Annotated in this window: 19 protein-coding genes; 12 read left to right on the top strand and 7 right to left on the bottom strand. The window is 43.6% G+C overall.

All coding sequences use genetic code 11. The features are described 5' to 3' along the window. Window positions 1-69: 69 nt before the first annotated feature. Together R7R24_RS16860 and R7R24_RS16865 are read right to left on the bottom strand one after the other, a co-directional pair. Window positions 70-1,770 (bottom strand): ATP-binding protein, encoded by a 1,701-nt coding sequence (locus R7R24_RS16860; protein WP_005376903.1) that lies wholly within the window; start codon window positions 1,768-1,770, stop codon window positions 70-72. A 7-nt stretch (window positions 1,771-1,777) separates the two neighbouring features. After that, window positions 1,778-2,317, bottom strand: a complete 540-nt coding sequence (locus tag R7R24_RS16865; protein WP_005388282.1) for a heme NO-binding domain-containing protein — start codon at window positions 2,315-2,317, stop codon at window positions 1,778-1,780. A gap of 231 nt (window positions 2,318-2,548) precedes the next feature. On the opposite strand from R7R24_RS16865, the gene R7R24_RS16870 reads away from it, so the two are divergent. The 5 genes from R7R24_RS16870 (at window position 2,549) to R7R24_RS16890 (ending at window position 8,695) form a co-directional block, all read left to right on the top strand. Continuing rightward, a complete protein-coding gene (locus R7R24_RS16870; protein WP_005376901.1) occupies window positions 2,549-3,148 on the top strand; it encodes a CoA pyrophosphatase in 600 nt (199 codons plus the stop codon). Between the two features lie 345 nt (window positions 3,149-3,493). Further along, the gene (locus R7R24_RS16875) at window positions 3,494-4,747 is read left to right on the top strand and encodes an aromatic amino acid transport family protein (protein WP_005388284.1); all 1,254 of its coding nucleotides are present in this window, start codon (window positions 3,494-3,496) and stop codon (window positions 4,745-4,747) included. A gap of 97 nt (window positions 4,748-4,844) precedes the next feature. Beyond that, complete coding sequence (locus tag R7R24_RS16880) at window positions 4,845-6,206, top strand: L-serine ammonia-lyase (protein WP_005376899.1); 1,362 nt, start codon at window positions 4,845-4,847, stop codon at window positions 6,204-6,206. Between the two features lie 211 nt (window positions 6,207-6,417). Further along, window positions 6,418-8,133, top strand: coding sequence for an EAL domain-containing protein (locus tag R7R24_RS16885; RefSeq protein ID WP_054577702.1), 1,716 nt, complete (start codon window positions 6,418-6,420; stop codon window positions 8,131-8,133). Window positions 8,134-8,227: 94 nt separating this feature from the next. Further along, window positions 8,228-8,695: a GNAT family N-acetyltransferase gene (locus tag R7R24_RS16890; protein WP_025767296.1), complete on the top strand. Its 468-nt coding sequence runs from the start codon at window positions 8,228-8,230 to the stop codon at window positions 8,693-8,695. 89 nt (window positions 8,696-8,784) lie between these two features. Here R7R24_RS16890 and queD read toward each other — a convergent pair whose 3' ends face one another. After that, complete coding sequence (gene queD / locus R7R24_RS16895; RefSeq protein WP_054577701.1) at window positions 8,785-9,147, bottom strand: 6-carboxytetrahydropterin synthase QueD; 363 nt, start codon at window positions 9,145-9,147, stop codon at window positions 8,785-8,787. A 293-nt stretch (window positions 9,148-9,440) separates the two neighbouring features. Here queD and R7R24_RS16900 point away from each other — a divergent pair, with 293 nt between their 5' ends. Beyond that, entirely contained in the window at window positions 9,441-11,066 is a 1,626-nt protein-coding gene (locus tag R7R24_RS16900; RefSeq protein ID WP_005376889.1) for a methyl-accepting chemotaxis protein, read from the top strand. A gap of 189 nt (window positions 11,067-11,255) precedes the next feature. Further along, window positions 11,256-12,656, top strand: coding sequence for an asparagine--tRNA ligase (gene asnS, locus R7R24_RS16905; RefSeq protein ID WP_054577700.1), 1,401 nt, complete (start codon window positions 11,256-11,258; stop codon window positions 12,654-12,656). Between the two features lie 91 nt (window positions 12,657-12,747). Here asnS and R7R24_RS16910 read toward each other — a convergent pair whose 3' ends face one another. Together R7R24_RS16910 and R7R24_RS16915 are read right to left on the bottom strand one after the other, a co-directional pair. Beyond that, a complete protein-coding gene (locus tag R7R24_RS16910; protein WP_033905633.1) occupies window positions 12,748-12,972 on the bottom strand; it encodes a hypothetical protein in 225 nt (74 codons plus the stop codon). 98 nt (window positions 12,973-13,070) lie between these two features. Further along, entirely contained in the window at window positions 13,071-14,462 is a 1,392-nt protein-coding gene (locus R7R24_RS16915) for a PLP-dependent aminotransferase family protein (protein ID WP_154204464.1), read from the bottom strand. Window positions 14,463-14,720: 258 nt separating this feature from the next. Here R7R24_RS16915 and R7R24_RS16920 point away from each other — a divergent pair, with 258 nt between their 5' ends. The 3 genes from R7R24_RS16920 (at window position 14,721) to R7R24_RS16930 (ending at window position 17,019) form a co-directional block, all read left to right on the top strand. Next, on the top strand, window positions 14,721-14,951 hold the full coding sequence (locus R7R24_RS16920) for a hypothetical protein (protein ID WP_017636104.1): 231 nt from the start codon (window positions 14,721-14,723) through the stop codon (window positions 14,949-14,951). Between the two features lie 245 nt (window positions 14,952-15,196). Beyond that, window positions 15,197-15,496 (top strand): hypothetical protein, encoded by a 300-nt coding sequence (locus R7R24_RS16925; RefSeq protein ID WP_104975446.1) that lies wholly within the window; start codon window positions 15,197-15,199, stop codon window positions 15,494-15,496. A gap of 332 nt (window positions 15,497-15,828) precedes the next feature. Further along, window positions 15,829-17,019: an amino acid aminotransferase gene (locus R7R24_RS16930; RefSeq protein WP_042522780.1), complete on the top strand. Its 1,191-nt coding sequence runs from the start codon at window positions 15,829-15,831 to the stop codon at window positions 17,017-17,019. Between the two features lie 89 nt (window positions 17,020-17,108). Here the strand turns inward: R7R24_RS16930 and R7R24_RS16935 are convergent, their stop codons facing one another. Continuing rightward, window positions 17,109-17,750, bottom strand: coding sequence for an outer membrane beta-barrel protein (locus R7R24_RS16935; RefSeq protein ID WP_064368581.1), 642 nt, complete (start codon window positions 17,748-17,750; stop codon window positions 17,109-17,111). 314 nt (window positions 17,751-18,064) lie between these two features. On the opposite strand from R7R24_RS16935, the gene R7R24_RS16940 reads away from it, so the two are divergent. After that, the gene (locus tag R7R24_RS16940; protein WP_191115982.1) at window positions 18,065-19,954 is read left to right on the top strand and encodes a DUF294 nucleotidyltransferase-like domain-containing protein; all 1,890 of its coding nucleotides are present in this window, start codon (window positions 18,065-18,067) and stop codon (window positions 19,952-19,954) included. A gap of 8 nt (window positions 19,955-19,962) precedes the next feature. Continuing rightward, entirely contained in the window at window positions 19,963-20,682 is a 720-nt protein-coding gene (locus R7R24_RS16945; protein ID WP_191115983.1) for a 3'-5' exonuclease, read from the top strand. Between the two features lie 72 nt (window positions 20,683-20,754). On the opposite strand, the gene R7R24_RS16950 is transcribed toward R7R24_RS16945, so the two are convergent. Further along, window positions 20,755-22,638 carry a methyl-accepting chemotaxis protein gene (locus tag R7R24_RS16950; protein WP_005376880.1) on the bottom strand — a complete coding sequence of 628 codons (1,884 nt, stop codon included), beginning with the start codon at window positions 22,636-22,638 and terminating at the stop codon, window positions 20,755-20,757. Window positions 22,639-22,679 lie beyond the last annotated feature (41 nt).

Raw genomic sequence — 22,679 nt, forward strand, 5'->3', positions numbered from 1 at the left:
TGTATTTTATTTGCATGTACTTTAGCTTTTAGCCGTTGGCCAACAAACATACTTTTTAAGAGGCAGCGTCTACTGCTCAAGCCACTTACACATAATCTGTTCAATATCGGTTGCGGTGTACGGCTTAGTGAGGATGTCGTCCATGCCTGAATCAATACACTTTTGACGCTCTTCGATGGTAGTGCCAGCGGTTAATGCAATAATAGGATGAGTAAAGCCACGCTCTCTCAGATACATCGTCGCCTCATAACCATCCATTTCAGGCATTCGGCAGTCCATGAATATCAGTTCGTAGTCTTTACTTTTCACCGCTTCTAATGCTTCTTTGCCGTTGGCTTTTAAATCAGGTGTAATGTCGAGTTTTTTCAGCATTTGAGTAACAATGACTTGATTCATTCTGATGTCATCAACCACTAATATTGAGCGTCCTGCTAAATCGCTTCGCTCTATGGTGACCAATTCCCCCTCTGCTGTGCCTTGTGCTTGCCCTTCCTCAAGAGGAATAGCAACTTTAAAAGTTGTCCCTTTGCGCTCTTCACTCTCAAAGCTAATTTGACCTTGCATCAAATCCACGAGGTTTTTACAAATCGCGAGACCTAAACCTGAGCCTTCAAAGCTGCGTTTCGCCGAGCGATCAACTTGGACAAATGGATCAAAGAGTGACGGCTGTGCTTTTATTGGGATGCCAATACCAGTGTCTTCAACCTCAAAATAAGCCGTGCCGTTAAGCCATTCCACCCGTAACACGACGCCACCCAAGTGAGTAAACTTAATCGCGTTTCCCACTAAGTTAACCAAAATTTGTGTAATGCGCTCTAAGTCACCGACTAAAAATTCTGGAATCCCCAGCTTTTTGTCGATAGAGAAATGGATGCGCTTTTCCGCAGCCTTAGCTGCAAATACACCCATGATGGCTTTTTCAAGCTCCTCCCAGGCAAAAACTTTATGTATGATTTCCATCATACCGGCATTCATCTTACTGAAATCAAGAAGATCATTAATGATAACTCTCAATAAGTCCCCTGATTGAGTCAGATTGCTCAAGTATTGACGCTGCTCTTCTTCTAATTGGGTTCGACTCAATAACTCCGCACTACCCAATACGCCATTGAGAGGAGTTCGCAGCTCATGGTTAATCATGGCGACAAACTCCTTCGTCGCTTTTTCTGATTCCTCAGCCCGCTTTCTCAGCTCGACCTCTCGCTCTAAACTTAAGTGTCGACCAATAACACCATGAACTAAGTCAGACACGAGCTCCATCTGTTTGGAAATAAAAGACTGATCGATTTGATCTTGCAACACAGAGAAAATCAACTCCCCAACCGTTTCTCCATCAATGATAACTGGCAAATGCAAATTCTCTCCCTGCCAATTAGGAGTGGTGAAAATCTCGTTGTTATGACGAAGCTGTAAGTGACCAAAGTGATGACGACGCAATGAGCTCAGCTTTGTAGCGTCAAGAAACAAGTAAGCCGCAGAAATGATCGAGTTAGAAGTGAGCTGCTCAATAAAGCTCGCTATCATTGCTTCATCGAACGTGCTCGATAAAAAAGTACGACCGAACTTAATCAACGTCGCATCAATTTGCTCTTCAAACTCAAACTTACGAAGATCCTTTTTAGATTTCAGCTCCAGCTTTTTCAATGCAACACTGAGTTGCTGGTTGGATTCATATAACTCTAAGCTTTTCTGTTCCAACAGCTGCTCAGCTGCTTTTCTTGATGCAACTTCTCGTTTGAGTTTCCTTTCTAATGAGGAACTTCCCGTCATATCGTTCTTATTGAGCCTCTAACCAAAAACGTACTTTGCTGCCATCTTCTGACTGGTTTTGATGTTTGATATGAACTACCTCACCAAAATGTGCAGCACAGCCTTTTATCAATCCTAAGCATACGTGAGACATACATCTTGCGCTGTGGTAGTCAAATACCAATTGGGATTGGTTTTCACTAATGAAATCAAACTGCGGAGGGTTAGCATCAGGATAGAGCTTCTTAACTTCGACATGAATAAAGTCTTCAACATGGCGAACAAATTGAAACGTCGTTTCACACTGTTGCAAACTGGCGTGACTAGGAATGGAGCGAAGTAAATTCAAAAAGACGCACTCTCCAAACACTTCTTGCAGTTGCTCGGGGGGAACACCAGATACTTTACTGAGATTCACGATCAACTTAACCAAGTCTTTGTGATCGTAACTACCAACAGCGGTGTAAACACCTTCATCGTTAGAAAGATCGAGAACTTGGTCTAACACATCAAGACCGAATTTCTCTTCCACTAACTCCATGAACTCGGTGAAAATAATCCCTTTCATTGGCCAATGCTTGCCCTATAGTGACGTCCTAAAATAAAGAATGGTGTATAACCTTATAAGTTTCAAATTAATATGTTCAAGCAGAGTGAGACACACAACACAAAGAGGGAAAGTGCTGGCGAGTGTTTTAATGCGAATGCTTTATTTGGTAACCAGTAACGATAACGCCATACGCTTTGCCGTCTTTGAGTATAATAAATAATGGTTAGGCACGATAAATAAGGACCCAGTTTGGTTATCGACAAAACTCATTTACTACAGAACTTTCAATTTCGGCTTCCAACGGGCTACCACAAAGAGTCCCTTGCACGACTGAAATGGATGAAAGAAAAGTCCCTGAGAGATGCGGCAGTCTTAATCGGTTTTGTGGAACGCGATGACGGGTTACAAGTCATTCTGACTAAGCGCGCAGCCCACTTACGCCATCATCCGGGACAAATCAGCTTTCCCGGTGGCAAATATGAGCAGGAAGATATTCAGCTCGTGAATACCGCTTTAAGAGAAACCAAAGAAGAAGTTGGGATAGAAGATGAGCATATTCATGTGTTTGGTCAACTGCCTACACTACCAACGATTAGTCAGTTTAATGTGACACCTTTTTTGGCTTTTGTTTCTCCGGAATATAAAACGCATATTGACCCAAATGAAGTAGAGTCAGTTTTTGAGGTTCCAGCCAACCATATTCTGAACCCCAAAAAATTGTATAGCACCAAATTTGACCTAAAAAGAAGCAGTCATCGTGTATTTGCTATCCCATATAGACAGCATTTCATCTGGGGCATGACGGCACAAATTATCGAATCAATGCAAAAACATATTATTTCACATTAAACAGTTGTTGATATCGGTGCTTTTATAGGCGCGATCATTATGCGCATCAATATTAATAAAACGTTGCTTCATAAACATTCATTCACATTAGATTAATTTTCCATTTTCACCGCAAACGCTTGCGGTGAAATAAATTTATACAAACAGCCCTATTGATAAGTTTTTCTAATTTTACTCATTAGCAGAAATCACGAGTAGCACATCATTTTCGTGATAAAAAGCAGGTTTTTGACATATCATTCAATAAGCGTAAGCAATAAATGATTTAGATCTAATTTTCCTAGTGTAAAATCTTGCAAAATTACTCCCGACTTATTTCCTGTTCCCAAAATGAGTAACTAAAAAATGAATACAACTACTTCTGCGGTTTCTACCGCACAATCGTCTAGTAAGTTTTCTTACAAAGACTTTACCTGGTGTCTGTCCCTTTTTGGTACGGCAGTAGGTGCAGGTGTACTGTTCCTTCCTATTAAAGCAGGTGCAGGTGGCTTCTGGCCATTAGTAATCCTAGCCCTAATTGCAGCACCAATGACTTGGTTCGCACACAAATCTTTAGCTCGTTTCGTTCTTTCTGCGAAAAACCCTGAAGCGGACATCACCGACACAGTAGAAGAGCACTTTGGTAAGACTGGCGCAAACCTTATTACGTTCGCTTACTTCTTCGCTATCTACCCAATCGTACTTATCTACGGTGTTGGTATCACAAACACAGTTGACTCTTTCCTAGTTAACCAAATGGGCATGGAATCTATTCCTCGCTGGCTACTTTCTGGTGCACTTATTGCTGCAATGACAGCAGGCGTAGTATTCGGTAAAGAGCTTATGCTGAAAGCAACTTCAGCAATGGTTTACCCTCTCGTGTTCATCCTACTAGCACTGTCTGTATACCTAATTCCTGGTTGGAACACTTCAATGATGGAAGTGTCACCTGACTGGGGTGCAATGCCAGCTATCGTTTGGCTAGCAATCCCTGTTATTGTGTTCTCTTTCAACCACAGCCCAATCATTTCTCAGTTCTCTAAAGAGCAACGTCGTGTATATGGTGATGACGCAGTTAAGAAAACTGACGCTATCACTGGTGGCGCAGCAATGATGCTGATGGGCTTTGTTATGTTCTTCGTTTTCTCTGTTGTACTTTCTCTGTCTCCAGAGCAACTAGCAACGGCGCAAGAGCAAAATATCTCTGTTCTTTCTTACCTAGCAAACGTGCATGAATCTCCACTGATCTCTTACATGGGTCCATTGGTTGCTTTCGCAGCGATCACCTCTAGCTACTTTGGCCACTTCTTAGGTGCGCACGAAGGTCTAGTTGGTCTAGTGAAATCTCGTTCAAAATCACCAGTAAGCAAGATCGAGAAGATGTCTCTAATCTTCATTGTAATCACAACTTGGATCGTTGCTATCGTTAACCCAAGCATCCTAGGTATGATTGAAACAATGGGTGCACCGATGATTGCGGCAATCCTATTCTTGATGCCAATCTTCGCAATGCAAAAAGTTCCTGCGATGGCTAAGTACAAAACTTCAGCACCTGTGCAAATTTTCACAGCAATCTGTGGTCTTGCTGCAATTAGTTCTGTAATCTACGGCGCTCTTTAATCATCTCTGCCCAGTGCAGTATGATTAATCCAAAAATATAACGATAAAATTAAGCCTCCCAACTCCCCTTGGGAGGCTTTCTTCTGAGGTAATCGATATGATTAGTGTTTTTGATATCTATAAAATCGGTGTTGGACCTTCAAGCTCACACACTGTAGGCCCAATGAAAGCGGGTAAAGAGTTTATTGATGATCTTCGTGCAATGGGAAAACTGCGCGACATCACTAAAATCACCGTTGACGTTTATGGATCACTATCACTGACAGGGAAAGGTCACCACACAGATATTGCTATCATCATGGGTCTTGCAGGCAACACTCCTGAGAAAGTTGATATCGATTCTATCCCGGGCTTTATCGCTCGTGTAGAAGAAACTGAACGCCTTCCTGTTGGCATGCACTGTCACACAGTATCGTTCCCACGTGAAGGTGGAATGAACTTCCACAAAACAAACCTAGAGCTACACGAAAACGGCATGCAGATCCACGCTTGGATTGATGACGAAAAAGCGTACTCAAAAACTTACTACTCTATCGGCGGTGGTTTCATCGTTGATGAAGAAAATTTCGGTAAAGAAGCTGAAAACCCAGTAAAAGTACCTTACCCGTTTACAACGGCAGAGGAACTGGTTAACCAATGCCACGAAAGTGGATTGTCCATCAGCGCACTAACCATGAAGAATGAGCATGCGCTTCATTCAGATGAAGAAACTCGTACTTATTTCGCGAACATCTGGCGCACAATGCGCGAGTGTATGGATCGCGGTATGAATGAAGAAGGTATTTTGCCTGGTCCACTACGCGTGCCTCGTCGTGCAGCAGCACTTCGCCAGCAGCTACTTACTTCAGAAAAGACGACAAACGACCCAATGTCTGTTGTTGATTGGGTAAACATGTTTGCTTTCGCAGTAAACGAAGAGAACGCAGCAGGTGGCCGCGTTGTTACAGCACCAACTAACGGTGCGTGTGGCATCATCCCTGCGGTACTGGCTTACTACGATAAGTTCATCCAAACTGTGACTGAAAAAGATTACATCCGTTACTTTGCGGCTTCTGGCGCAATCGGTGGTCTTTACAAGCGCAACGCGTCTATCTCTGGTGCAGAGGTTGGCTGTCAGGGTGAAGTTGGCGTGGCATGTTCTATGGCAGCAGCAGGCCTTGCTGAGCTTATGGGTGGTAGCCCAGAGCAAGTATGTATGGCAGCAGAAATCGCAATGGAGCACAACTTAGGTCTAACGTGTGACCCAGTTGCAGGTCAGGTTCAGGTTCCATGTATCGAGCGTAACGGTATTGCGGCAGTAAAAGCAATCAACTCTACTCGTATGGCACTACGTCGCTCTTCAGCTCCAACTGTTTCTCTAGATAAGGTTATCGAAACCATGCTAGAAACAGGTAAAGACATGAACGCAAAATACCGCGAAACATCTCAAGGTGGTCTAGCAATCAAAGTGATTTGCTAACACGCCTTTCTGAATACCAATCAAAACCCGAGTTTATGCTCGGGTTTTTTTATACCTAAAAAACCCAGAAAAATACGTTATCAGGACAAGTAAAAAAAACCTAAAACGTTGAATATATCCAAATATTATGGATATCTCAGTAAAAAATCACATCTCTTCCCTAGCTTTATTGATAACGTAGCCAAAAATTAAACTTGGAGCACATCAACACATGATTAGGTTTGAAATTGGAAACCAAATCTGCGTTTGCTTGTCCGAAAACGAAATATCTCTAGAGCTCAATCAGTCACTCCACCACTCCATTCCTGTCAACCCAAATGAGTACGCCATTCTGTCAACTATCGCCACATACGGCAGTTTAAATACGCCGATTAGTCAGCGGTTAATAGAAAGCAAAATCACTCAACAATACAAAATGACACTGCCTGAAAATGGCTTTAAAAACGCGGTGGCCGCTCTAAGAAAGAAATTTCGCAAGCTCACGGAAGAACATTTAACCACTAACAAAAACATTATCGAAAACATTCACCGGACCGGATACTTCATCCCTTTTACTATGCAAAACAACCATCAGAATGGCATCGAACATCAACAGAAGATCAATCAATACACAACCAATAGTCTTCGCAAAGCGCTTCGTATTTGCCTGCGTAATAAAAAGATCTATTCAGAAGCAATGTGGGTTGTGTTGATCACTGCGATCATTTTCTTTGCTATCTGTTACTACGCGATAAACAGCATCGTTAAACATAATTATCTGGATAACGCCTTCGAAATTGCAGAGAACCTTTCCCGCAGGAGTTGCTTTGCTAATGAAAGCGAACTGAAGTCACTATTTGATAATGTGAAGTTGGTGGAATCGAGCATGATGCTAGATCGTTTCAATATTCGATGCTTAGTCACTCCAGAAACCGTTGTCCCTGTCAGCAAAAAAGCGTTTGAAGAGTGGAGTAACAATAGCAATTACACTACCCAATCATTTGACTTAAATAACGCAACTGTTTTGGTTCGTGTTAAAAACATTAACTTATCCGACAATGTTGAAAATCATATTTCACGTTTTTTTCTTTCCGGTATGAAGCTATCAACGAATACCGGAACATCGTTAGAGATTGGTAACACCAATGAACGCTTCTTCAATTATCACGTAAAGAATAGTGGCTATAAAGAGGTGTATTACATCTCTGGACCGTTTCAAAGTATCATTCTACTGAGCTTACTTTTTCTCATTATACTGCGTCACCGCTCCCTACAAGCCTTTATGGCTTACTTGTGCGCAATTCGACAATTCAAAATAAAACTGGAACCGATTTATAACACTTCGGCACAAAAGATTGTGCACTACGAAGCCCTCTCCCGGTTTAAGGTAAAAAATACGCAACGGTTTATTGAAACACTGATCCGCAATGGATTGCTGCTAACTCATACCTTACTGGTGATTGATTCCATCTACACCAAACAAAAAGCGTTGCCCATCCCTATCAGCATTAACGTTTGTCCTTCTTTGCTGCGAGGGCGTAACTTTTCAATCCTATATAGAGAGCTATCTAATCGGGATTGCCGTTTGCTGACAATCGAAATCACAGAAAATGCATCGATGTACTATACCTCTGAGATTTATGGCAATGTCGCGAAACTAAAAGCTCTGGATTGTAAAATCAGTATTGATGACTTTGGCACCGGTAATAATAATGTGGCGCTTATCAGCAAGCTGAATCCGGACTACCTCAAAATCGACCGAGAATTTGTTATTGGCCTAAAAACTGATGATAAAAAGATAGAAACCTTGCGTCAGTTAATTGCTATGGGCAATACGTATCGCTGCACGGTCATTGTTGAAGGCGTAGAAACGGCAGACAGTGCTCACTTACTCACAACATTGGGCGCATACATTCACCAAGGTTATTATTACCCTCTTCATTGCTAGCTTTTCTTCACTCGGTTAGTTACTTAAAATAGATTTAATACTCTATAAAAACTCGTGGTGGCATAAAGGTATGCCGCCAATTTGTGATTGAGCGATGATTGCGATTAAACCCACCAAACTGAAAGATTTTTCAAGTTTGATGCAATTGGATGTGCAAGAAGAGCAAAAAGGATTTTTTACGCCGTTTGAAATGGCTTATCAAAAACGTAGTAAGTCAGAGGCGTTCTTTACGATTTATTCTGATGACCTATTAGTAGGCTATCTTGTTATCGATAAAGGTTTCTCCCAACATGCGCCGTTTGCTAAACGATACGAACTGGAGCTTAAATACTTGATGATTGATCAACGTTTTCAACGTCAAAGGGTTGGGAGTGAGGCATTGCGTAAACTGTTCCTTTATGCGTATACCATTAACCCTAAAAGCACCTCTCTTTGCGCCACTGTCCCACAAAGTCAGCAATACGCTATCAGTTTTCTTGATGCGTGCGGATTCATTAATACAGAGGAAACAACATTGGGTGATAATGAAAAAGAATGGATTCTACGACACCCATTAAGCTAGCTGGTGAAGCATAATCAAAATTGGGCCATTCAGATACAACAAAGGCAAGCTTCTCGCTTGCCTTTGTTTAATGCTCAATAGAAAGTGACTTATTCGCCTTTGTAAATACAACCCGCTGTGCACGTTTCTTTGATTTCTACTTTACTTAGCTGTGGTAAGCTTGGCTTAAGCTGCTGCCAAATCCATTTTGCTAACACTTCGCTAGTCGGGTTCTCTAACCCTTCAATGTCGTTTAGGTAGTAATGGTCTAAGCGATTGTAAATTGGTTTAAATGCAGCTTTGATCTCTGCAAAATCCACTACCCAACCTGTATGTGGATCAACTTCACCTTCTACATAAAGACGAACAAGGAAAGAGTGTCCGTGCAAACGACCACACTTGTGACCTTCTGGTACGTGTGGCAAATGGTGTGCTGCTTCGAACATAAACTCTTTGTATAATTCTGTTTTCATCTTGATTCTCAGGCTTTAAAAAGACAGACAATACTAAGGAATTCGCTGCCAAGAGACAAGCGTTACCCCATACAAGCGTAGCAAAAACTTCCGCTGGTTCCTGGCCTCTTTGCTATCACTCACACCAAAGCGCCGTATTTCTGTCACGCGCCAAACATTTGATTACACAGCACTCACATCACAATTACATATCCCCAACATGTGTGGGGTCACAATCATTCATTTCGTTGTTCGCAGTGCGCATTTGTGCACATTAATATTGTGCAGTTCGTTCCAATTACACTTATAAATTTATGCGCTCAACTATCACTTTTAAGCTCTTACTGGCGTTAATTGCTGTCTTCAGCTGCGTTCTAGCTGCCTCTACGGCTTACCAATACCATCAACAAAAAACCTTAATCAATGATGTTCTTAGTGAACAACTCCATGATAAGGCTAGTAATTATTTCGATAGCCTAAATATGATGATGCTTACGGGCACCATGTCGCAAAAAGAAACCTTACGTCAAAAGGCCCTGGCCCAAGAAGGCATTGAAGCAGTTCGCGTGTTACGAGCTGATACTGTGACCAAACTTTACGGACCTGGGCAACAAAACCAGCAGCCTGTCGATGATATTGATCAACGAGCGTTGAATGGTGAACTGGTGATTGAACCAATCTCAGCCGATTGGGGCAAAGGGTTAGTAGTCGCACTACCAATGAAATCGAGCGAAAATTACCGTGGCACCAACTGCGTTTCTTGCCACGTTGCACCAGCAGGAGAAGTGTTGGGCGCGATTCGCTTGGAATACAACATGAATCATGTCAATTCAATGATCAGTAAACAGGCAATGTTTGCGATGGGAATAATGGCCGTAATCGCATTTGTGGGCTTCATCATAACGATGAGTTTGATTCAGAAAATCATTGTACGACCAATTCAAAGAACGTCGAAATTCATGTCGAATGTGAGCCATAGCAAAGATCTATCTCAACGACTTATGCATCACCAACAGGATGAAGTGGGCCAACTTTCTACTGCCATCAATTCATTCATGGATACGGTCTCCGAAAGCTTAGAACGTGTGCAAGACACCTCTCACTCACTTGCCGACTCCGCGAGTAAACTAACTGCTGTCGCGCAGTCCACAGATAAAGCTGCCAATAACCAACAGCTAGAGACCAGCGAAGTACAAAGCAATATCACCGATATGCTGCAGCAACAAACTGCGGTTGAGGACTCGACTAACAACGCTACTGTTTTGGTCAATCACACCGTTGATGTCGCCACTCATAGTGCAAGCCAAGCACACAATGTAAGTGAAGACATCAAACAACTAGTAAGTAACATTGATACCGTACGGGAAAAAATCAGCTCTCTAAATCAAAGAACCGAAGAAGTGTCGTCCATTCTTGTGGTTATTAAGGGTATTGCAGAACAAACCAATCTGCTCGCGTTGAATGCTGCTATTGAAGCCGCCCGAGCCGGAGAGCAAGGGCGCGGTTTTGCGGTCGTCGCGGAAGAAGTGCGTAACCTGGCTTCTAGGACGGCTGAGGCCACTGGTAATATTGAACATATCATTTCTCAATTCCAGCAAGGAAGTGAAGAGTCATTAACTTCTGTTGATACCGTCTGCCAGTTTGCTCATCAACGCTCTGTCGATGTCGAGACACTATCAGCCACAATGCATAACGTTGTTGACGAAATGCGCCAAGTGCTCAGACATGCAGAAGATATCCAAAACCAGACGCAAACCACATCTGATGTAAGTCAGCATATTCAATCTAAAATAGATGTGATCACACTGCATGCTAACGACACATCGCAATCAGCATCGCACACGCGTGATATTAGTGTTGATTTAGAGCATCTATCCGAACGTTTAGAGCAATTACTAAACCAATTCACACTTTCAGAGCACAAAAGAGTGAATAAATAGAGAGATTCTCCCCATCAAAACGAATATAAAGGTTGATGCGAGCGAATTGACAGGTAATATGTCTCGTTGAATCTGTAAAATGCTACCCAACTCAGCGCTTAGCTTGTTTTTTGAACAAAAATGTTATTAGACAAGTACTTTAAGTAAGCGTTGAGTTGAATTTTTACCTCAATGGAGAATATTGAAAACATGACTTACGCGCCTGTATCAGACGTATTGAAAGGTCAGCTAGCAGTAGACAGCGAAGTGACTGTTCGTGGCTGGATCCGTTCACGTCGTGATTCCAAAGCTGGAATCTCTTTCCTTGCCATATATGACGGCTCTTGTTTCGACCCGATTCAGGCCGTGGTCCCAAATAATCTTAATAATTACGAAGACGAAGTATTAAAGCTAACGACTGGCTGCTCTGTTGAAGTAACTGGTAAGATTGTTGAATCTCCTGCAAAGGGTCAAGACTTCGAACTTGCTGCCACTGACGTTAAAGTTGTTGGTTGGGTTGAAGATGCTGAAACTTACCCAATGGCAAAAACTCGTCACTCAATCGAGTACCTACGTGAAGTTGCGCACCTACGTCCGCGCACAAACGTAATCGGTGCAGTAGCACGTGTACGTAACTGCCTATCTCAAGCAATCCACCGCTTCTACCACGAGCAAGGTTACTTCTGGGTATCTGCGCCGTTGATCACGGCTTCAGATGCTGAAGGCGCTGGTGAAATGTTCCGTGTATCTACGCTAGACATGGAAAACCTTCCTCGCACTGACGCTGGTAAAGTGGACTACAACGAAGACTTCTTCGGTAAAGAGACGTTCCTAACCGTATCTGGTCAGCTAAACGCAGAAGCTTACGCTTGTGCGCTAAGCAAAGTTTACACTTTCGGCCCTACTTTCCGTGCTGAAAACTCAAATACAAGCCGCCACCTAGCAGAGTTCTGGATGGTTGAGCCTGAAGTTGCGTTCGCAGAACTGGATGATGTAGCGAAACTGGCTGAAGACATGCTCAAGTACGTGTTTAAAGCAGTGCTTGCAGAGTGTCGCGATGACCTTGAGTTCTTCGCTCAACGCATCGACAGAGAAGCAATCACTCGTCTAGAGCAGTTCGTTTCTTCTGACTTCGCGCAGGTTGACTACACTGACGCAATCCAGATCCTTCTTGATTCAGGTCGTGAGTTCGAATTCCCAGTTGAATGGGGTATCGATATGTCTTCTGAGCACGAGCGTTTCCTTGCTGAAGAACACTTCAAAGCACCTGTAATCGTTAAGAACTACCCGAAAGACATCAAAGCATTCTACATGCGTGCTAACGATGACGGTAAAACAGTTGCAGCGATGGACGTTCTAGCACCGGGCATCGGCGAAATCATCGGTGGTTCTCAGCGTGAAGAGCGCCTAGACATTCTAGATGCACGTATGCGTGAAGTGGGTATCGATCCTGAACATATGAGCTGGTACCGCGACCTACGTAAATACGGTACAGTGCCACACGCAGGCTTCGGTCTAGGCTTCGAGCGCCTAGTATCTTACGTAACTGGTATGGGCAACGTTCGTGACGTGATCCCATTCCCACGTACTCCTCGCTCTGCGAACTTCTAATCACTTTTTAGTGATATTGAATTAAAAAGACCTCCCATGTGGAGGTCTTTTATTTTGTACGAATGATTTTCTAGCAACCGGTGTATGCACTCTAGTTGTTATCTTCGTCGTCATCCTCATCTGCTCGCGCTGCGTATTTTACTCCAACCACACACAAGCCAAACATCACAAATGGGATAACGGCAGCAGTGTATTCCGTCCAAACCATATGAGAGAAAGATTTCGCCAATATCAAGTGTGCAAACACCAACAAAAATGCGCTAAAAATAGCAACACCCATCAACCTAAGTTCATGCTTTACCAACTGCTTTTTCATTACGGCTCCTAACCTAAATGGTTGTCTGCCCATGATTGAAACACAGCTTCGGTATCGTCCACTGATACAGTTTGAGCAAAAAACAGGTAAACAGTTGGCTAATGAAGTAATTCTCCGACCGTCTTCACGGCTTGTTCTAATTCATCATTTACAGGTAACGATGTATTAAGCCTCAGGTAGTTCTCATAATTTGGAGCGACAGAAAACAACTGACCAAATGCTACAGTGATGTTCGCTTCCAATAACTTTTGATAAATCGCTTTTCCGCACTTTGTTTTCGGCAGTTCTATCCAAAGAAAATAGCCGCCTTCCGGTTGCGTGTAACGAATTGATTGGGGAAAGTACTTATCAACCAGTTCAATAAACGCCAATTGCCGCTGCTCAAGATTCTTTCGCAGTTTTCTAAGATGGCTATCATAACTATCGTTTTGTAAGTAATGCGCGATACCCTGCTGGATTGGTGCACTGCCTGACAACGTCGAGATAAGTTGCAGCTTTTGAAGTTGCTCATTGAAGCGTTTGTTTACCACCCAGCCCAGCCTATAGCCAGGGCAAAGGCTTTTTGAAAATGATCCACAATGCAACACGCGTTCTTGTGTATCAAAAGCTTTAAGTGAGCTTGGCTTTTTTTCAGAAAAATAAAGCTCTGAATACACATCATCTTCGATCAAGTACACATCGTATTTATCAGCCAGTTCGACGATACGTTGCTTCTGCCCGTCACTTAATAAGGTTCCTGTTGGATTGTGAAAGTTAGTCATTAACCAACATGCGCGAACATCATTGTCGGCAAAAGTCGCTTCAATTTGATCCACTGAATGTCCAGTTAACGGATCCACCGTTATTTCTATCGCCTTTAGACCTAAACGTTCAATCGCTTGAAGTGCGCCATAAAACGTCGGTGATTCAACTACAACAGTATCTCCAGGCTGGGTCACGGCCTGAAGGCTCAAATTCAACGCTTCTAATGCGCCAGAAGTAACGACAATATCATCATGGGTAAAAACCATACCTTGTTGGATGTACCGTTGAGCAATCAAACGGCGTAGAGACTCACAGCCCGGCGGCAAGTTATCCAATAACGTCTCTGCCCCCATCTTCCTGCCTGAGCTGGCTAGGTTGCGGTTTAGCGCTTCTAATGGGAACAATGCAGGGTCTGGAAACGCGGAGCCAAACTTCACCGCATTCGGTGAGGCCTGATTTTTGAGGTAGTCGTAAAGTTCATCGTTGATGCTGGAGCGATAAACGGAAGTGGCTGGAGAACTCGGTTCGAAGCGGTCCAACTCCGCAGTCACAAAGTATCCAGACTGAGGTTTCGCTGCGACCCAACCTTGTGCTTCGAGCAGCTGATAAGCTTGTAATACCGTACCTGCGCTGACAGAATGGTTTCGGCTTGTTACACGCACTGATGGCAGCTTTTCCCCTGCTCTCCAAGTATTTTGCTGAATCTGCGTTTTGAACAGCTCAGCCAGTTGACGGTATCGGTTCATGTTTCCCTCATTTCACTTACAGCCGCACCATAGCATACTTCGCGCCAGCATTCTGATATGGGAGTATTCAATTTAGCAACGTAATTTATCAAGCTTATAATAGATATTTCAGCCACGAAGTGAGCGTTTATATCCCATACTTTGACCGTTACACACATATTGCCTCACATCTTTGCAATACCTAAAAGCCAAGGTTTTACGTTGGACTGAGTTCGTTAAACTCACTTCGAGCTACGGTCTTTAAATCAGGAGGAAGCGATGAAAGTTTTTACAATGGACGATCTCTCGTATCGCGGAAAACATAAAGGTGTACATAGTTGGGACCATCCTGGCAGTACCACCCCTTATTATTGGCATCCTGATTGGCTGCATATCGCTGAAGATGCTTTGGGTGAACACAAAAAGGCTGACCTTGAAGTCCCTGATGGAGAAACAGCGACAGAAGAGCATGCAAAAGCGGCGATTCTCAAACACTTGAATGACGAGTAGTTTAGGCTCTATCACCGTTCAAGAATAGCACTAGGTAGGCGAATCCATCGTTGTATGCTTTAAACACAAATAAAGCTAAAACCTGCCAAATAGTAAATTCTTCTGAATGAGAAGTACGCATCTTCTATAGCGTTCAAAGGGCAAAATAAGTCGATTGTTATCACATTAATTTTCATTACATCTGTTACATTTAAATAGTAATGGTGATGCACACCTCAACTCATGGATTATGAGAGAAAACAATAATGGCGAAATACAACGAAGAAGATATTAAATACAAAGGTGAATCCAACGGCGTACATTCTTGGAGCTCTCCTTCCGGCCAACCTTATTACTGGCATCCAGATTGGTTACACGTTGCAGAAGATGCGACGGGTACGCACCCGAAGCAAAAACTTGAAGTTGAAAAGACAGAAGTACCAACCGAAAAGCACGCGTTAAAAGCGATCTTAAAGCATGTGAATGACTGGGCGACTGAAAAGCTTTCTTCTAACCCTGACATCGAAACCAATGCGGTTGAGTCGGAAATCAATCTGAAGAAATAACCCCAACCGATATCCATACTTCTAACAGTAAACGCTCCACCTTTGGTGGGGCGTTTTTGTCTCAACAAATCCTCACTAGACAACTATAAACGCGTTAACGCAAAGCACTGAATTGAAACGATTGGGATGTGTGCAAAACTTCTCCAACCATGGCATAAATGCCCTTCAAACTCTGTGCCTACCAAACGTTTTCATGGCAAAAACTTTAGTTATGTTAGAATTCTGTTTCAAATCGCAACTTTTTTAGGTTTTCTTTTCAGTAACGGTTGTAACCAATATTGCTGAAAGGTATAAATGTTAGCACACCCCTTCGATTAACATGGATGAAGATTATGTTTGAAAAAGTAGTTGCCGCTCCGGCTGACCCTATTCTTGGCCTTACTGAAGAGTTTAAAAAAGATGCTCGCGCAGACAAAATTAACCTTGGCGTAGGTATTTACAAAAACGAGCAAGGCGAAACTCCCGTTCTTGCGACAGTAAAGAAAGCTGAAGCAGCACTTGTTGAAACTGAAAAAACCAAATCTTACCTAACCATCGAAGGCACAGCAGAGTACGGCATTGCAGTGCAAAAACTGCTTTTCGGCTCTGATGCAGAAATTGTAAACGAAAAACGCGCTAAAACAGCTCAAGCTCCGGGTGGTACTGGTGCACTACGTGTTGCCGGCGAGTTCATTAAACGTCAACTAGGCGATGTAAAGATCTGGATCAGCAACCCTACATGGGCAAACCACAACGGCGTATTTACTGCTGCTGGTATCGAAACGGCACAATACAGCTACTACAATGCTGAAACAAAAGACAAAGACTTCGATGCGATGCTAAATGATCTGCAATCTGCATCTGAAGGCGACATCGTGCTTCTACACGGCTGCTGTCACAACCCTACAGGGATCGATCCTACGGCTGAAGAGTGGGAAACATTGGCGAAACTTATCGCAGAGAAGAAGTTGCTTCCTCTGTTCGACTTCGCCTACCAAGGCTTTGCTAAAGGTGTGGAAGAAGATGCTGCAGGTCTTCGTACTTTTGCTAAGTACAACAAAGAAATCCTAGTCGCGAGCTCTTTCTCGAAAAACTTTGGCCTATACAATGAACGCGTAGGTGCCTTCACGTTAGTAGCAGAGTCAGAAGAAGTCGCAACAACCGCATTTTCTCAAGTTAAAGCCATTATTCGCTCTATCTACTCTAACCCACCTGCACACGGCAGCGCTGTCGTGACTCACATTCTTGGCAACGCCGAAATGCGTGCGGAATGGGAAGCTGAAGTAGCAGAAATGCGTGACCGTATTCAAGAAATGCGTGAACTGTTTGTAGCGACACTAAAAGCAGAGGGTGTGGACGCAGACTTTAGTTTCATCGAACGTCAAAATGGTATGTTCTCTTTCTCTGGTCTTTCTAAAGAGCAAGTTAACCGCCTTAAAGAAGAGTTCGGTATTTACATTGTCGGTTCTGGCCGAATCAGTGTTGCTGGTATGACGAAGTCAAATATGGGCCCTCTGTGTAAAGGCATTGCAGCGGTTTTATAATCGACTGTCGCATACTTCATTAAAAGGAAAGGTCAGCATAAGCTGACCTTTTTTGTTTTAACTTAACGCCAAAAACGAACCCGTCCGATCTAGTAGACAAACTTCAAACTCAGCCCAACTTCATTGACGTAATCTGAGCTTTCACCGCTGTAATCAGTATCTCTAAACTGATAAAAAAGACCAGTGCCGATGACTTTATGCCATTGGTAGTTAAGACCGATCTTAAAATTGTTCTCATCAACGATATCACTACTGTTCAACTCCACTTCAGCTGTCGCAATAAGCTTTTCACTGAGCAAGTAATTCACCCCAACAGTTACAGCTTGAATCAATTCGCTATCGGAAGACAACGTATTATCCGTTTTGTCGTCCGTCGCTTTCGCTTTGATTGCGCCTATTCCATATAGCCCGTAGATATCGAATTGCTCTGTAACTCCATAACGGTAACCACCACCAAACAAAAGGCGGTCAATGCGAAGAGTAAAATCATCCGGATGGAAAAACTGCGCTGAGTAATCAACATTAAACAACCAGTTCTCAGTAAACAAATAGTTACCACCGAGTCCAACTGTGGTCGCATTAGAGTTATCTAACCATTCTTCGTTTGTCGTTCCGGCACCAACATCCAAATGAATGTGTTCGTACCCAAATTTTTCTGCTTGGTCCATGACCGCTGCGCTTGATATCGCCGGCAAAGCAGCTAAAGAAACAAGCAATAAATTTCTCACCATTCGACTTCCTTTCATGAGAATTATCTAAACACTGTATTCCATCGCCTGAGCTACTTGGCTCAAGAAGAATAGCTTAATCTAAAGACGTGATAACGATCTGAAACAGCCAAAGATCTAATCAGTCATCACGAAGAAAACATATCGACGACGTCTTTTTCAATTGAGGTGACCATATAGTAGTAAAAATGAAGCTCCCTTATCGTGCGATATGTCAGAATCTTATGACTGAGCACGAAAATCGCGGTTCAGATAAGACTCTGTTTTAAAACTAAGTTAAGATTACTTTATTATTTGCGAACTAAAAGGCGCCTTCGATGGATGCAGAACTTCTCGAGATTTACAACTTTCTCGCCAAGTATCCCCCGTTCAATGAACTCCCTGAAGAAACACTAAACAAGGTGACAGAGAGTGTCGAAATCTCGTACTACCGAGAAGATACCCCCATCATCCATTTTGGAGACTATATCCAAGATTTATACGTGGTGCGAAGCGGTGTTGTTGAAGTTTATCGACGCAAAGGTGAGCTGTATAACCGCCTTGACGAAGGTGACCTATTTGGCCAGATGGGCATGCTCACCAATAACAAAGTCCGCTTTCCGGTAAAAGCCATTGAGGATACCCTGCTCTACTGTATTCCTGGTGACATTTTCCAAGAAATTTACGATAACTTTGATTCCTTTGCGGATTTTGTTGAAGTTGAAAATAGCGCTCGTTTACGCCAAGCCATTTCAGAAAACAAAGACGCCAATGACCTGACGACGTCGAAAGTGAAAACCTTGCTGACTGGCGATGCTCATACGATTGATCGTGGTCAGACAATCCAGCAAGCCGCGCAGCAAATGGCGAATGACAACGTATCGGCTTTACTTATCGTCGACCCAGATTTCGTTCGTGACGAAGACGATCCACAGTCCCCAGTACTTGGTATCATTACTGACCGTGATTTGTGTACCCGTGTGTTAGCTGAAGGTTTGTCCCCACAGGACGATGTGTCTAGTGTGATGACCACGGAGGTCATGTCTCTTGACCACAACGCTTACATCTATGAAGCAATGTTAACGATGCTGCGTTACAACGTACATCACCTACCAGTGGTAAAAAACCAATTACCAATTGGTATTATCGAAACAACCGACATTGTTCGTTATGAATCTCAGAATTCGTTGTTGCTGGTGAGTAGTATTTTCCAACAACAGACTATCGAAGATTTAGCAGTTGTTGCCGAAGAAGTGAAAAGCAGCTTCGTGCGTCTGGTCAATGAAGATGCCAACTCTCACATGGTGGGTAGCGCGATGTCGGTCATTGGCCGAAGCTTCAAACAGCGTCTGCTAGAAATGGCAGAAGAAAAGCTTGGCCCACCGCCAATTCCTTATTGTTTCCTTGCACTTGGCTCAATGGGGCGAGATGAGCAACTGTTGGTGACTGACCAAGATAACGCCATCATTCTAGATGAGACCTATCAAGAAGAGAAACATGGTAAATACTTCGAAGCCCTAGCAAAATACGTCAGCGATGGGTTAGATGCCTGTGGCTACAAATATTGCACAGGCGATATTATGGCAACCAACCCACTGTGGCGCATGACTCGTTCAGAGTGGGAAGAGTGTTTTGCTGACTGGATTGATAACCCGAACCCGAAAGCACTACTCAACGCCTCCATCTTTTTCGACTTGGATGGCGTCTATGGCCGCTTAAAATGGGCAGAACAGTTAACTAGCTTTATTGTTCGTCGCGCTCGAAAGAACAACCGCTTCTTAGCGTGTTTGGCTCGTAACGCACTAAACAGAACACCACCTCTAGGCTTCTTTAAAGACTTCGTGATGGAAAAAGATGGCAGACACAACAACTCCATCAACCTCAAACGTCGCGGTACTGCTCCTCTGGTCGACTTAATTCGCGTTCACTCTCTGGCGGTTGGTTCACGTGCACAGAACTCGTTTGAGCGTCTTGACGACATTATTGATGCTGGCATTTTGCCAAAAGGTCGAGCACAAGACTTAAAAGACGCGTTAGAATTTATTTCCATGGTACGTATTCGTCACCAAGCGACGGATGTGGAACTAGGCATTGAGCCTGATAACAATATCGAACCGGAAAACCTCTCTGAGTTTGAACGTCGCAACCTAAAGGATGCATTCCAGATCCTAAGCAATGGTCAAAATTTCCTTAAGTTCCGCTACCAAGCGAACAAGAGCTTTAAGTGAGGTTTAGCATGATTAAAAAGCTCTTTCAGAAGCCAACCATTCAGTGGCCAACGAAGTTTGAACAAAAGCTGGAGATGGCGAAGGATGAGAATTTAATTGCGTTTTATAGCAACAAGCCGCCTGCTCCAGAAACACCGTTATCTGAGGTGGAGTTCGTGGCGTTAGATTTCGAAACGACGGGTTTGAATCCTGAAAAACATGACATCATTACTATTGGTTTGGTGCCGTTTAACCTGAAGCGAATTTTCCTACGTAACTCGCGTCATTGGAAGGTACGTCCACAGCGTGCACTCGATGAAGATTCAGTCATTATACACGGTATTACTCACAGCGAATTGATCGATGCACCTGACTTAGGCGATATCTTAAGCGAGCTGCTACCATGCTTAAGCGGGAAAATCATTGTTGTTCATTACCGTCGTATCGAGAGAGAGTTTCTGGATAAAGCGCTCAAAAGCCGTTTAGGGGAAGGTATTGAGTTTCCTGTTTTAGATACGCTGCACCTTGAAGAAACGATTCAACAGAAACGTTCAGGCTCTCTCTGGAAGCGTTTAAAAGGGAAAAAACCAGAATCGGTTCGGCTAGCGCAATCTCGACGCCGTTATGGGCTGCCAGACTATACGCCTCACCATGCATTAACCGATGCAATTGCTACCGCAGAGCTACTGCAAGCGCAACTCGCCCATCATTACAGTGAAGAGCAACCCATCAGTGAGTTCTGGCTGTAATATACTTCACGCTTAATAGCGATCAAAAAAGGAGCCAGATGGCTCCTTTTTTTTGCTTAGCTTGAGACAAGATTACAGCTTAAAGCGTTGAATCTCTTGTTCAAGTTCGTGTGATAGCTCAGACAGGTGAGCAGCTTGTTCTGCTGCTTGATGAGCTTCGACTGACAACTCGTTAGACACGTCACGAATACCTTCAGTGTTACGAGTGATCTCAGTGGTTACCGATGCTTGCTCTTCTGCTGCTGAAGCAATCTGCGTTGCCATATCACTGATACGCTCAACAGCAGTGTGGATTTGCGTCAAGCTCGCTGCAGCCGCATTGGCATCATCAACACTGGTATCAGCTAGACGACGACTGTCACCCATAATACCGACCGCTTTGGCTGTTGTGCCTTGTAGCATCTCGATAGTTTCTTGAATCTCTTGCGTTGAAGCATGAGTACGTTGGCTCAATACGCGGACTTCATCTGCAACCACAGCAAAACCACGGCCTTGCTCACCTGCACGTGCCGCTTCGATCGCCGCGTTAAGTGCAAGTAGGTTCGTTTGCTCTGCAATGCCTTGAATCGTTGATAGAATCGTATTGATGCTATTTCCGTGTGCTTCTAGCTCTTGAATCACATCAGTAGCAACTTGAACTTCTTGCGCTAAGTTCTGAATAGAGCCTTGCGTTTGAGTTACTTGGCTTGAACCGTGTGAACAAGCTTGAACCGCTTCTTCTGAGTTACTTGCCGTACTATCAGCATTACCTGCAATTTCTTGTGTCGCTGCTGCCATTTCGTTCACAGCCGTCGCCACCATGTTGATTTCATCTTGCTGGTAAGAGATACGCTGACTACGCTCCTCAGCTTGCTGTGCTGTCGTGCGTGCTTGCTCTGAAAGCGCAGAAGATACGTGGCTAAGCTTAGTAACCATTGTGTGCATGTTGCCAACAAAACGGTTGAAGTTTTCCGCCAGTTTACCTACTTCATCATCACTGCGTGGCTCTAGGCGTTGCGTTAAGTCACCTTCGCCAGATGCAATTTCTTCCAGTGCATTTGATACGCGGTTCAAGTCACGGAACAAGAAACCAACTAGCCAAGAAACTGCAAGAATAACCACAATCGTGATCGCCACAGCAGTGAACAATAGATCTCGTAGCAATACCGCATGACCTGCTTCTTCTGTTGCGCGATCCATTTCAATCGCAAACATCCAATGCGTACCAGGAACTTTATTGAAGTAGTAAAGCTTCTCTTTTCCTTTGATTACCGTATCTTCGATACGACCTTCATCGGCGGCACGCTCAATTGCCTCTTCTGAAAAATCTTTTAGAACACTGGTGATAGGCTTAAGCGTCAAGCTTTTATCTGGATGCGCTAAGAAGGTGCCTTCATTCATGTCGATTAGCATCGCATGCGCGTTTTCACCTGCATCTAAGTTAATCACATCGCTGATAAGCTGATCGATCAGTACGTCCGCACCAACAACACCAACAAACTGACCATTTTTCATTACTGGCTCAGCAATGGTCACAAGTAGTGCATTCGTGATTGCGTCTTGATATGCGGCTGTGATGATTTGCTTACCCGCGGCATCAGCATCCTTGTACCAAGGACGTGTGCGAGGGTCATAATCAGCACGGTTACGCTCCGGATGAGAGCGGTACATATCACCGTTTGGTGTACCAAGGAAGATGTCATCGAAGCCACCAGCCTTGCGAGCTTGTTGTAGGAAAGGAACAACGTCTTGCTCGGTCGAGTAGTCGTTGAACGCAGTGGCAATATCTTTACGGATATTGACCCAATCAGAAATTCCCTCTGACGCAGTAGTACTAAGACTTTGCGCACGTGAATAGACACCTGAACGAGTCTGATCAAATAATTGACCAGCCGACAACCAAGTAAGTGCTGTTGCCATCACAACAACAGCAGAAAGGCTTGCGCCTATAAGCTTTTGTTTTAATGATAATTTCATATTTATAGTTTTTTGAGTTGGGAGAACAGTTAAGGTGCATG

The organism is Vibrio sp. 704 (assembly GCF_033339295.1).